The following is a 12,497-nucleotide window of genomic DNA, read 5'->3' as shown; positions in this document are numbered from 1 at the left end:
GAACAGCGTTACTGTTCGCTGCGGTTGACCTCGTGCTCTCGTTGATGACGGTGAAGATACGCGAATAAGTTTGAAGTATGAATGTAGGCTCTTCTGTCGTTTTTCGCGAGAACATCGAGAACGATACCGGCGATGATGGATAGCAGACCGACAAGAATCAACAAGACTGATCCGATAAGGGTAGGAATACGCGGGACCGATCCTGTGTGCCAGAACTCGATCATTACCGACAAGAGAAAACCGAAACCGACCAGGTCTATCAGCAGTCCGCATCCTCCAAAGAAGGGAAGGGGTTTGTACTCCCTGATCATTCTGAAAATGGTGGAAAGTACGCGGATCCCATCGCCCACAGTGTTAAGTTTGCTGTGGGAGCCCTTAGGGCGATCGCGGTACTGAACGGGCATTTCGTACAGCCGTAGATTCCTGTCCAGGCTGTGTATGGTCATTTCCGTTTCCACTTCGAATCCATGGGACAGGATTGGGTAGCATTTAACATAGGTAAATGAAAAAGCCCGGTATCCCGTCATAATATCCTTGACCTGTGCACGGAAGATGCCGTTGATTGCCGAGCGAACCAATCTGTTGCCGACGTTGTGGAAGGGTCTTTTATTTTCTTGGAAGTAGGTGGAACTTAGTCTGTCGCCTATCACCATGTCATAGCCCTCGAGGATTTTATCCACCATAGCGGGAGCGCTTTCCGCTGGATAGGTGTCATCGCCGTCTGCCATGACATATACGTCGGCATCGATATCTTCAAACATGGCTCGTATGACGTTGCCCTTGCCTTGGCGCGTTTCCGGTCGGACCACTGCGCCCTTGGATTGTGCTATGGAAGCTGTCTTGTCTGTGGAGTTGTTGTCATAGACGTAAATGGTCGCTGTGGGAAGTGCTTTATGGAAATCGTCAACGACTTTTCCTATCGTCTGCTCTTCGTTATAGCAGGGCAAGAGAACGGCAATGGTGGCTTCTTCCAAGGCAGGCTTCATGGTTAACACTATACATATAGGGATTCTCAGATTGAGGTCGATATGGGATTATGAAATTTGTGGGCAATAGCAGATGTATATCCATTGCGCGTACTGCGCTCAGGTTAGCATAGACCACATGCAGCAGCTATTTGAAACTGGACCTGATGTCTGGAAGCAACTTGATGGCTTGAGCAAACGGCAACGTCGATTGGTTATTTCAGCAGTCAATTATCATTCGTTGATGCAGCCTGGTCGAGAACTGCTCTACAAGATCTATATGGGTGAAGACTGGCAGTATCCTCGCTTGACAGATACTTCGACTTTGAATGGTTATCTAACCAAGGGAGCCGGACTTAAACCTATAGTCGAATTCAAAGCACGGTCCGTATCCAAGCCTAAGACTGCTTTTACGTCGCATTATTTCGGCTTGCATCATCAGCTGGTTGATTGGAATGAACGCTATGTGCTATTGACTCCGGACGATGCCACTGATATGACGGTCAAGGCCCGGAGTCTGTCTGCCCGATTGCCCATGCGCAACCAAATTTATAACTACTGTGAGCTGCATTTTCCACTTCTGTTCGATCAAGTACGTGAATTGCTAAGGCGTAAGCGCGAGAAAGCGGGATACCAGGCTATTGAGACTTATCGTCCCGATTCGACCAGCGACCTGTTCGCTCGTGGGGCTGTGCATCATCCAGGCAGTTCAATCGAACCTGGGCAACCGGACTCTTCGGCTTCCAAAGCTGTCATTATTGCCATGCATTGGCTGCAGCCCGGGGGAGCCGAGCGTTGGGCCATAGAAACAGTCGCTCTGGCTCGAAAAGCGGGGCTATTGCCCATCGTCATCACCAACAATGACAGTCATCAGCCATGGATTGTCAGCAAGGACTTGGATGATGCCCTCGTCATCAATCTGACCTTTCCTGCGCAGGAGGGCATCGGCGACGTGCCCCTGCTCAGGGCTCTATTTGAGCAGTACAACATCCGTGCTGTCATGATTCATCACAATCAGTGGATGTACGACCGGCTCTGGTGGATCAAGCGATATTACCCGCATACGTTCATTATCGACTCCCTGCACATTCTTGAATACCACGACCGTGGTGGCTATCCCAACCAGAGCGTGAGCCGTGACCCTTACATCGATTTACACCATGTCATTTCACCCCAACTGCAGGATTGGCTGGTAAATCGTCATGGTATAGCGGCAAAAAAGGTGGTTATGGCGCCCTTGGTTGGTCTGACTGCCGATCAGATGAATCCACAGTACAAGGACCGGGTACAGCAGGATGTGTTCCACGTCGCCTTTGTAGGAAGGATGACCAGGCAGAAGCGCCCGGAGGCATTTATCAATGTCGCCAAGGAGATGGAGCGTCGTTTCCCGGGTCGTTTTCGCTTTATCATGCATGGCAGCGGCGATATGGACTTGGAGGTACGCAAACTCCTTGCGAAATATGGCTTGGGTCATGTAGTGGAACGTCGTGATGTCTCTCAGCCGGTTTCTGCAACATATGAGTGGGCGGACGCCCTGCTGATTACCTCGATCAATGAGGGCATCACTCTTACGACCATCGAGGCTATCAGTCGGGGCATGCCGGTGTTGAGCGCTGATGTCGGTTCCCAATCGACGCTGGTTCCTGTCCAGGGGCTTCTGCCTCGAGAATCGCTAGGCCTTGTTCGCCAATCGGTCCGTTCCCTGCTGAGGATGAACGATCATGAGCAGGATCGCAGTCGGTTGTGGGCGGCGGAGCTGGAAAGGCTTCAGGAGTTTTCAAGGAAGGAATCGGCCGACTCCTTCTTCACCCGAATGTTGGGAGAATGGGCGCAGTGATGAATGCTGTAGATAACCGGAGGAATGTGGCCGCTGTCGTCGTCACCTTCAACCGTCTGGAAAAGCTGAAGAAGGTTCTGGCTTCCCTGGAGTCCCAGACCTTTCTGCCCAAGGCCCTGATTATTGTCGACAATGCTTCGACCGATGGGACTGCGGATTATCTGCATGAGTATCAGGACGCATTCCCCCTGGAAGGGAAGGTGGAGCTTCGCATTGTCACCCTGCCCGAGAATGTCGGCGGGGCCGGTGGTTTCTCTGCTGGCATGCGCGAGGGCTACCGGATGGGTTTCGACTATGTGTGGATCTTCGATGATGACGGATATCCTGAGCCGGATGCCTTGGAAAAACTGCTCGGAGGCTACGAACAAGCCACCCAGGCTTTGAGCCCGGATATTCCCTTTGCCTGCTCCCTGATCAAATACATCGACGGAACCATTTCAGAAATGAACAATCCTGTACCTACCTGGGACTGGGGTCGGTTGCGGGCCATGGGGCTCAGGGATCTGGTGCTGATCAATCAGGCATCCTTCGTATCTGTGCTCATCCCACGTTGGGTCATGGAAGCCTACGGCCTGCCCTACAAGGAGTACTTCATCTGGTTTGACGATGCTGAGTACACTCTCCGTATCACGGGAGACTGTCCCGGAGTCCAGGTTCTCGATAGCGTAGTGATTCACGATATGGGTGAGAATAAGGGGGTCAATTTCTCAATGATAAACGAGAAGAACGCCTGGAAGTTCGCCTATGGCATCCGCAATCAGGGATCCTACAGACTGCATCATAAGAGCCTGGTCCATTACTTGCTCTTTTGTGCTCAGGTTTGGTATGCCATGCGGTCCGGAGGAGTCGATAAGAAACTGCGTCGGCAGATGTACTGTAAGATGGTCGAGGCTATTCGATTCAATCCGTCGATTGATTATCCGCAAGTCGGCAATCAATGATACCGGGGTTCCAGAGGGATAATATCTGCCATTTATGATTTTCCTCACTCTGCAACCGAGCGTTCGAATCAATCGTGACTGATATCGCGAAAGGAAACAGTAGAAAAGATGATGTGGCTTTCCTTCCTAGCATCTATGCTGCTGACTGCGGGCTTGCTATATATTCCGGGTTTTCTGCTGGTTTCCGCATTTGGGTATCCAAGACGGACCTCGTTATTGCTTTCTCCGCCAATAGCTCTGGCACTGTATGGGATTTTGGAAATAATTGAACAGAAGATAGGCATAAAAAGTTCTGTCGGAAGTGTGGTGGGTGTCTCACTCTGTATATCAATCATTCCCCTGCTGGTCAAGGTGGTAATGCAGAGACTGGGCATGAATGCAATGAAGCGCTATGCAAATGTTATTGGTCCAGACGGTGATATTCAGAAACCGCATGACTGGCTGGTGCTGTTTGGCTTCTGGACAGTTGGCATCTTTATTACCACCCTCGTGTTGGTTCGCAATTTTGATGGTCCGGATTCATATTCGCAACTATTCGATAACGCATGGCACATGGGTATAGTCAGGAAATTCCTGACCACTGGAGATATGTCGCCTTTGACTTCCGGAAATATTGTTCCAACAGTTGGGTCATCTTTCTACCCAACAGGTTGGCATTCCCTAGTCGCATTGGTGGCTGCTGCCACAGGTGTGAGTCCTTTGATTGCGGCGAATGCGGTCAATGCTTGCATTATTGCTGTTGTATTCCCTGGCTCCATGTTCCTTTTGTTGAGAAAAGTGCTGTCTGGTTTGCGTCCAGCAATGATTCTTTGCATGTGCACTACATTGATGTTTACCGCATTTCCATGGCGATTTTTGGCCTTTGGCCCCTTGTATTCCAATCTGTTGTCGTTTGCGGTACTCCCATTGTCTATGGTTCTTTTTCTGAACATCCTTGACGCAAGGAGCAGCTGGAGGCGTAGAGCTCAGGACGGGGCATTGCTGATAGCAACTATGATCGGCGTGGCAATTACTCAGCCCAATGCAGTATTTACCATGGGGATCTTTCTTGTTCCATATCTGATGACTCAAATACCGAGATATTGCGATGCCTCAAGGTTAAGAGCCAATCGGACTTTGGCGGTATCTGTATTGAGTGCAGCGGTGCTGTTGCTGATAGCCTGTGTATGGGTCGGTCTTTACAAGGTGCCATTTATGCAACGGACCGTAGGCTGGGATTGGCCATCGTTTGAAACCAAACCTCAGGCTATATTCGATATCGTCTTCCTGGGTTTCCGTGATGCCGAGCCACAGTTTATGCTTGGTATATTGGTCATACTGGGGTTCTTGTATGTGCTATTTCATAGAGAATATCTATGGCTGGGATGTGCCCACTTATTAATGTGTTTCCTCTACTTCCTTTCGGCCGCGACTGATGGTCGAGCCAAGGCTGTGCTTACAGGATTCTGGTATCATGACGCCTATCGTTTAGGGGCGTCGGCGGTGTTCACAGGCATACCATTGGCGGCAATTGGCCTGTGGTCACTGATGAACGTAATCGTCAAATTGCTTGATGGTGTTATGCTCGACGGCCATGACTCGAGACAGCGGATCGTGTTGTTTGCCGCCGTGCTTGTCGTCGTGGAAATTATCAATTTCTTCCCGAATTACCATATGCGCGGCAGCCATAGCGTCGATACGCCTTTCGGCGCCGTAACCAGGGATCTGCGGTACACAAATTCAAGAAACGAGCCCAAAAGCTACACCGCTGACGAGCGGCGTTTTGTTGAAAAGGTCCGTCAGATCGTTCCACCGGGTTCCTTGATTCTCAACCAACCATATGACGGCAGCGTCTACGCGTGGGGAATCGATGATCTCAACGTCTATTACAAGGCATGGCAGGGCAATTGGCTGGGTAAACCTACGGCCCAGAGCAAGTTGATCATGAACAGCTTGGACAGCATGGATGATGATCAACATGTATGCCGAGCTGTCAAGGAATCACATGCGCAGTACTTGATGCTTCTTGACCGTACCGACTATAAGCCGGATCCCGATGACAAGGCCAAAGTAATCTCCGACTATGCCAGCTATAAAAGGCGCGATTGGCGTGGCGTCGATGCCGTTCATGATGGCACACCTGGTTTCACTCCGGTTCTTCAGCAAGGAGTTATGCGATTGTATAAAATTGATAATCACGCGTGCTAACTGAAGCTATTCAATAGGATTGTTGTGTGCGGTCTGATCATCTATGCCTATATGCCCGCCAGTTGTCCTATCAGAGAGATGAATCCGCGAGACTACTCTTATAGCGGGATTTACTATGAGGAAATTGTATACATAACTGACAAGCATGAGCATGAGGAAGACAAGGGTTATAGCTGCTGCTGAAAAGATCAGCTTGGCAAAGAGCCCTACGGGCTCGGGGCTTTTGAAGACTGTATCCCATAGCAGTGGTTTAATCAGGAAGTTTTCATGAATTAAATATATGCCCAGCGTGGATGGTGCAAGAGCGATGATGAGCCTGCTCCAGACGGTATTGGCACGGTTGCATGTGCGAATCTGTGTTACCCAGATGAATATGACGGCACCGGATATCACGGCAAGTATTGGCGAGGCACCAGGTCCAGCGGTCAAAAGATTGGTCGGCGGATTGCCTAGGATAGCGGTCATTGAGTTCTGCCTGCCAAGTGCGTGTGTGCCCACTACGCACAGGCCGAAGCTGATCACTGTGCAGATAAGGGCAGAATACCAATGGATGCGCGGCAGTCTTTCAGGGTAAAGCCTGATGTTTGCACCAATAAGGTAAATGGAAATCAGATAACCGCAATCGGTATAATACTGGCTCTGCGCATTGAGTATTCGCCATATGAACGTCACCCATATGATCATGGCAGTTAAGATCCATGATTGTGCAGAGGTTAAATGTTCCATAAGTTTGTTGATGAACGGGCTGAAAGCGGTCATGATGAAATATGCGCTGATGAACCAATAGGCTATTTCGGTGATGGGGAGGAAAGAGACCAGGCCACTTTTGACAGTCACTCCAACTAGGTAGTGTTCAGGAATAGCATGGTTCCATTTCAAGAAAAGAAACAGTAAAAATATAGGTGCTGAGTAGAGAAAAATCTGTATCCACAACTTCCACAGACGTTTGATAGGGCTAGTCGTTTTGGTGGCTACAAAATAGGCTGATATGAGTACAAACAGGGTGACGCCTACCTGTCCAAGGAAACTGAGAGCATTATGAGTCGCTCCCGCCCACGTTCCCGTTTGGGCCGGATCGGTATGTACTGCCCAGTTGTCATCGGCGAAAAAGTGAGTCGTAACAATAAGCAGCATCGCTACGATTCTTAGGAACTCAAATTTCCAGTCTCGTTGCTTGTTCGGCATAAGGCCTCCAGAACGTTTATCAAACTTGGTCGTGGATCGCTGCGACTCTTCCTTGATAGTACTCAAACCATTGTGTTAGTAATGAACAAAGGAAGTAGGAGAGCTCTTGTCATTAGTGGGCTCTGGTAGTCTGTACGCTTGTGAGAAGCATCGTAGATAGATTACGCCAGCGATACCACTATTCATTGGTTATCCTGCGTGAGCTTGTCAAGACCGATTTCAAGCTCAGGTATCAGGGATCCTTCCTTGGGGTTGCCTGGTCCGTTCTGCAGCCGCTGATGCTCTTCGTGGTTATGTATCTGGTCTTCGCCAAATTCCTCAGGATGACCGATGGCACGCCGACCTATCCCGTCGTGCTGCTTCTGGGTATAAGCTCCTGGCAGTTCTTCAACGAGTCCACTTCCATAGGCCTGCGTTCTATTGTGGACCGTGGCGACCTCCTGCGTAAGGTGCACTTCCCAAATTATATTGTGGTCGTGTCGGCCACCATGGGGGCGCTGATCAGCTACGGTATCAACCTGATCGTGGTTCTCATCTTTGCCATCTTCTGCCGGGTGCATTTCACTTGGAGAGTCCTGTTGCTGCCCATCAGCGTATTCCAGCTGTATATTCTGGCCTTGGGCTTCACGCTGATCATGGCTACCATGTATGTCTACTTCCGTGACGTCTCGCATATCTGGGATGTGCTGCAACAGGTTATCTTCTATTCCATCCCTGTCATCTATCCTCTGACGGCTGTTTCGGGAATCCACCATTGGTGGGGTCCTGTCGTAGCCAAGCTGCTTCTGCTCAACCCTATAGCGCAATCCATTCAGGATATCCGGCATTCATTCATCGCTCCGGAAACCACCCCCACTGTATGGAACCAGATCAGCAATCCCTTCGCGACCATGATCCCCATCCTGCTCACTGTGATCATGGTGGTGCTGGGTGTATGCGTATTCCGCAAGTACAATCACAAATTCGCCGAGGTGATGTGATGAGCAAGGCTGGGGAACCAATCCGTCAGGAAAAAGACGATCGGCCCGTGGTCCTGTCTGTGGAGCATGTGGATAAGGTCTTTCGGCTGCCTACCGAACAAGCCACAGGACTCAAGCAGGCCTTTATCAACTGGACACGAGGAATCAAGGGATACAAGGAACAGCAGGTGCTGCAGGATGTGTCCTTCCAGGTGCGTCGGGGTGACTTTTTCGGCATCGTTGGACGCAACGGCAGCGGCAAATCAACCCTGCTCAAGCTGATTTCGGGCATCTACTATCCTGAACGCGGCCGCATCTCCTATACGGGCAAGCTGGTGCCTTTTATCGAATTGGGCGTCGGCTTCAACCCGGAGCTGACAGGCCGTGAGAACGTCTACTTGAACGGAGCCCTGCTGGGATTCACCCGCAGCGAGGTCGATGCCATGTACGATGACATCGTGGACTTCGCTGAACTGGGCGAGTTCATGGATCAGAAGCTGAAGAACTACTCCAGCGGCATGCAGGTGCGCCTGGCTTTTTCCGTGGCCATCAAGGCCCAGGGCGACATACTGATCCTGGACGAGGTTCTTGCCGTCGGCGATGAGGCTTTCCAACGCAAATGCGATGATTACTTCACCGAGGTCAAGAAGGATCCCAACAAGACGGTCATCCTCGTCACCCACGACATGGGTGCCGTGAAGAAGTACTGCGACCGGGCGATCCTGATCAAGGACGGCCATGTGGTGATTAATGGCGACAAGGATGATGTCGCCAACCGGTACACCTTGGAGAATCTCAAGGCCCCCGACAAGCAATCCGATGGCAAGAAGCAAGGGGACGAATATCCGACCGGTCTCAGCGCCCAGGTACCCCTCCTGCGCGCCTATCCGGTATCATCCTCGGTCTGCAAGAGCTCGGATACCTTCCGTTTTGACGTGGAATACGACTGCGCTGAGTATGACAATCTCTATATGGCCATCGCCATGCACGACACTCGACGCGGCGGCATAGCCTATGACACAGGTTCCGATGTCATCCGTCTAAAAGCCTGTGGGCATCAGGTGGTGCATTGTTCGGTGCCCTTGAACATTTTCAACAATGGCGAATTTCGTCTCGTCGTATCCCTGCGCGTGCGGGATGCCGCGCAAGCGGACAAAAACGCCCCCACAAAAATGATTGCCTTCACCAATGACGAGAACTCCTGTGTCTTTGCCATCAGAGACAAGCGAAACAGGGAGTACGCCTTGTTGAGCGACCGTGGGTTGCAGATCAGTCTTTTGGGCGAGGAATCACTCTGACCTGTCTGTACCCGCAGCACTTTCGATAGAATCGGAATATGAGTCACGAGAGTTGGGGAAAGAGGAGCATGGATTCCCCGGATGAGCCCACCGTCAGGGTCGTAGCCTTGGTGCTGGCCGGTGGGGTTGGCGCCCGTATGCGCGGACCGGTGCCCAAACAGTTTCTGGTAGTTCGGAACAAGCCGGTACTGGTCTATACCCTGGAGGCTTTTCAACGAGCAGTGGCCGTCGAGGACATCATTGTCGTATCCCTGCCCGAGTGGACAGGGATTGTTGAGCAATATGTCAAAGATTGCGGACTGACCAAGGTCCGATCTGTCATACCTGGAGGTGCCAGCGGTTTCGAATCCATACGTTGTGGTCTGCGTTATCTTGAGAAACAGTATTCACCTGAGGACATCATTCTGATCCATGACGGGGTTCGTCCCTTGTTGACTGAAGAAGTGATCAACGCCAACATCGCTGGCGTGGAGAAATACGGCAATGCCGTCACTGTAGTGCCGGCAACCGAGGCTTTGCTCCATACCGATGACGGCGAATCCAGCAGCAGAGTGGTTGAGCGCTCTCACATCATGCGAACCCAGACCCCGCAGAGCCTGCGTCTGCGCGAACTCTCGCTTATCCATCGCCAGGCTGATGAGATGGGTATTCATGATTCGGTAGCTACCTGCACGCTGCTGATCGAGACTGGTCATGTGGTTCATGCGGTAGCTGGTGACAATTCCAACTTCAAGCTCACCAGTCCCGAGGATGTGGCGCTCTTCGAGGCCTATCTCGATGCCAAGGGAATGGCCTGATGACTGGGGTAAGACGAGTCGATGCAGACATTCTGCAACAGGATGTGAATGGTCTGGCCGACGCCCATCCGGACTTGTGGCGGGAGCTGGATGGCTGCAGGATACTGATTACCGGCGGAACAGGCTTTGTGGGTTCCTTCATTCTGCATCTGATAGCTGCTTTGCGTCGTCGCCATGGCCTGCATATCGATGTTCTTGCTGTGGTCAGGAGTCGGAAACGTCTGCGAGATGTTTTGGGCGACGACTGGGAGGACTCATGGCTGCAGGTCGTGGAACAGGATCTTCGCGCCCCCCTCTCGCTGCAAAATGAAGGTCTGATAGAGTATTGCATCCACGCCGCCAGCAATGCCGACCCGGTGGCCTACCAATCCGATCCCATGGGGACCATGATGACCAACGTGGTTGGGACTGAGCAGATTCTGCAATATCTGGCGGATCTGGACACCAAGCCCTTCCGAGTGGTTTATCTGTCCAGCGTCGAAGCCTATGGAGGTCATAGCCAGGAGGAGATCCTCAAGGAGGGGGACAGGGGAAGCTTTGACCCGGCAGTGGTCCGCAACTGCTACCCAATCAGCAAGCTAGCCGCTGAAAACCTTTGCGCAGGGGCACGTCTGCAGCTGGGCCTTCCTGTGACTGTGGCACGTATGGCCTACCTGTATGGCCCGGGTGACCGGCTGGACGATCCCAAGATCATTACGCTTTTTCTGCGGATGCTTCAAGAGGGCAGGGACATCGAAATGCACAGCACGGGTCTGCAGCGACGTAGCTACTGCTATATCAAAGACGCGGTTTATGGCATCATGCTGCTTCTTTTGCGCGGCCAGGATTCGACATACAACATCGCCAATGGCGGGGAGGAAGTCACCATTGCCGGGGTGGCCCAGAAATTGACCCAGCTTTTTGGACGTCCGGGCGGTCTGGTGCGGTATGAACAGCCTGATCAGGATGAGCTTGCGCGCTTCTCTCCTCCGGAGGACAATATTCTTGATACTTCCAAAATACGGGCTCTGGGATTTGAGGCAGAGGTCGGACTGGCGCAAGGACTGGAACGCACCGGCCGGTATTTTGGCATGCGGCCGTCAACATGGCAGACCGGCAATGTCGCAGGGAAAGGCATGGACAATGAATAGCCGTCTGATCGCCGGCATCAAGGGGCGCCTGCCCATCTCCTCACGGTCTTTGCGAGGCTTCCGGGCGCAGGATGATGCCAGATACGCCCAACTCCTTCAGGTGATTGATGATCAACGGAAGGCCCTGGATAAGGCTCAGGAGAGTCTCGATCGCCTGGAGAAGCAATGCCGTGCGCTAAATGAAACCTTGGAATACGTCCATGATTCGAATAGCGTCATGTACTGGCAATTGTTCCGGGGAGATCATGAGACGACTGAGCAGGCACAACTCAGATTCTTTAGAGGGTTGCCCAAGGCCGAAGGCATCCATGCGCTCTTCCAGGATGCGGAGGCAAGGCTGTTCGAACTCTTTGATCAGTTTTGCCGGGATCATGAGATATCCTATTGGGGTACCGGCGGCACAGTGCTGGGCGCCTTCCGTCAGCAGGATTTCATCCCCTGGGATGACGATATTGACGTCTACATCACTCGCGAACAGTTGAGCAGGTTGGAAAAAGCCGTGCACGAGGATGGACGTTTCCGTGTCACGGTCGTCTGGGACTGGTACGTGCCTTGCAAGCAGATCAGATTTCGGTCAATAGATAAGGCCAACCCCTGTTTTGTTGATCTTTTTCCCCTGGATTGGGTATCTGGCGATCCGGAAGATGCATGGCAGGTCTGCACGCAGGAACGTATACAGTTTGCCCAGGGAATCCGCAAACAATACCAGAGTTCCTCCTGGAGCCGGGATATTTATATTTCCGGCGCAGATCCTCTGATCCCCGCCTTGGAATCCGACCTGCAGGCACACCTGGAAGAACTGGCGACTCGCATATCCATCCTGCCCACGGCTGATGGCGCTACAGGATTGATCAGAGGCATTGAAAACATTGACGAGGTGCGCCAATCCGGTCCCTACTTGACCGGTGACTGGACCGGTTCGACGACTCTGCCCTTCCGCGGGATCTCCGTTCCAGCGCCCAGGAATTATCGTGAGTACCTGAGTAAGGCCTATGGCGATTACATGGCTCTGCCGCGCGACATGCATTCCCATGAGCATGTCGCTGATGAGTACATTGCCTCGCCCGAATCGGTACGAGCCATGCGTCGGATGCTGTCGACTAACGGGGAACGGGCCCTTGGCGATGAAGAACGAAAGTGAGGCGTCCGGGCTTCGTTCGGGCAGTGTTGAGGACCTTCAGTCGTCCGGGCTCTCATG

General features: G+C 52.1%; 10 protein-coding genes. 8 read left to right on the top strand and 2 right to left on the bottom strand.

What is annotated here, in order from left to right; all coding sequences use genetic code 11:
* Positions 1-8: 8 nt before the first annotated feature.
* Positions 9-986 (bottom strand): glycosyltransferase family 2 protein, encoded by a 978-nt coding sequence (locus H3U89_RS02375; protein ID WP_198178636.1) that lies wholly within the window; start codon positions 984-986, stop codon positions 9-11.
* A 118-nt stretch (positions 987-1,104) separates the two neighbouring features.
* Here H3U89_RS02375 and H3U89_RS02370 point away from each other — a divergent pair, with 118 nt between their 5' ends.
* The 3 genes from H3U89_RS02370 (at position 1,105) to H3U89_RS02360 (ending at position 5,930) form a co-directional block, all read left to right on the top strand.
* Positions 1,105-2,802, top strand: a complete 1,698-nt coding sequence (locus H3U89_RS02370; protein ID WP_198178637.1) for a glycosyltransferase — start codon at positions 1,105-1,107, stop codon at positions 2,800-2,802.
* Positions 2,802-3,743 (top strand): glycosyltransferase family 2 protein, encoded by a 942-nt coding sequence (locus H3U89_RS02365; RefSeq protein WP_232345443.1) that lies wholly within the window; start codon positions 2,802-2,804, stop codon positions 3,741-3,743. The genes H3U89_RS02370 and H3U89_RS02365 overlap by 1 nt, the downstream gene beginning before the upstream one ends.
* A 108-nt stretch (positions 3,744-3,851) precedes the next feature.
* Positions 3,852-5,930 (top strand): DUF6541 family protein, encoded by a 2,079-nt coding sequence (locus H3U89_RS02360; protein WP_198178639.1) that lies wholly within the window; start codon positions 3,852-3,854, stop codon positions 5,928-5,930.
* Positions 5,931-5,936: 6 nt separating this feature from the next.
* Here H3U89_RS02360 and H3U89_RS02355 read toward each other — a convergent pair whose 3' ends face one another.
* Complete coding sequence (locus H3U89_RS02355; RefSeq protein ID WP_198178640.1) at positions 5,937-7,181, bottom strand: acyltransferase family protein; 1,245 nt, start codon at positions 7,179-7,181, stop codon at positions 5,937-5,939.
* Positions 7,182-7,255: 74 nt separating this feature from the next.
* On the opposite strand from H3U89_RS02355, the gene H3U89_RS02350 reads away from it, so the two are divergent.
* The 5 genes from H3U89_RS02350 to H3U89_RS02330 are packed head-to-tail and all read left to right on the top strand — an operon-like array spanning position 7,256 to position 12,440.
* Positions 7,256-8,095, top strand: coding sequence for an ABC transporter permease (locus tag H3U89_RS02350; RefSeq protein ID WP_198178641.1), 840 nt, complete (start codon positions 7,256-7,258; stop codon positions 8,093-8,095).
* Positions 8,095-9,372, top strand: a complete 1,278-nt coding sequence (locus H3U89_RS02345) for an ABC transporter ATP-binding protein (protein WP_198178642.1) — start codon at positions 8,095-8,097, stop codon at positions 9,370-9,372. Before H3U89_RS02350 ends, H3U89_RS02345 begins: the two co-directional genes overlap by 1 nt.
* A gap of 38 nt (positions 9,373-9,410) precedes the next feature.
* Entirely contained in the window at positions 9,411-10,169 is a 759-nt protein-coding gene (locus H3U89_RS02340; protein ID WP_198178643.1) for an IspD/TarI family cytidylyltransferase, read from the top strand.
* Positions 10,169-11,299 (top strand): NAD-dependent epimerase/dehydratase family protein, encoded by a 1,131-nt coding sequence (locus H3U89_RS02335; protein ID WP_198178645.1) that lies wholly within the window; start codon positions 10,169-10,171, stop codon positions 11,297-11,299. The genes H3U89_RS02340 and H3U89_RS02335 overlap by 1 nt, the downstream gene beginning before the upstream one ends.
* Positions 11,268-12,440: a LicD family protein gene (locus H3U89_RS02330; protein ID WP_198178647.1), complete on the top strand. Its 1,173-nt coding sequence runs from the start codon at positions 11,268-11,270 to the stop codon at positions 12,438-12,440. The genes H3U89_RS02335 and H3U89_RS02330 overlap by 32 nt, the downstream gene beginning before the upstream one ends.
* Positions 12,441-12,497: the final 57 nt, after the last annotated feature.

Source organism: Bifidobacterium sp. W8104, assembly GCF_016100735.1.
GTDB lineage: Bacteria > Actinomycetota > Actinomycetes > Actinomycetales > Bifidobacteriaceae > Bombiscardovia > Bombiscardovia choladohabitans.
This window is presented reverse-complemented; position numbering and strand designations above follow the sequence as displayed.

What these genes read in the sequence shown, in the direction of transcription:
- H3U89_RS02330 (WP_198178647.1), top strand. Translation starts at nt 11,268, where the DNA reads ATGTCGCAGGGAAAGGCATGGACAATGAATAGCCGTCTGATCGCCGGC.
- H3U89_RS02360 (WP_198178639.1), top strand. Translation starts at nt 3,852, where the DNA reads ATGATGTGGCTTTCCTTCCTAGCATCTATGCTGCTGACTGCGGGCTTG.
- H3U89_RS02335 (WP_198178645.1), top strand. Translation starts at nt 10,169, where the DNA reads ATGACTGGGGTAAGACGAGTCGATGCAGACATTCTGCAACAGGATGTG.
- H3U89_RS02370 (WP_198178637.1), top strand. Translation starts at nt 1,105, where the DNA reads ATGCAGCAGCTATTTGAAACTGGACCTGATGTCTGGAAGCAACTTGAT.
- H3U89_RS02375 (WP_198178636.1), bottom strand. Translation starts at nt 986, where the DNA reads ATGAAGCCTGCCTTGGAAGAAGCCACCATTGCCGTTCTCTTGCCCTGC.
- H3U89_RS02365 (WP_232345443.1), top strand. Translation starts at nt 2,802, where the DNA reads ATGAATGCTGTAGATAACCGGAGGAATGTGGCCGCTGTCGTCGTCACC.
- H3U89_RS02340 (WP_198178643.1), top strand. Translation starts at nt 9,411, where the DNA reads ATGAGTCACGAGAGTTGGGGAAAGAGGAGCATGGATTCCCCGGATGAG.
- H3U89_RS02345 (WP_198178642.1), top strand. Translation starts at nt 8,095, where the DNA reads ATGAGCAAGGCTGGGGAACCAATCCGTCAGGAAAAAGACGATCGGCCC.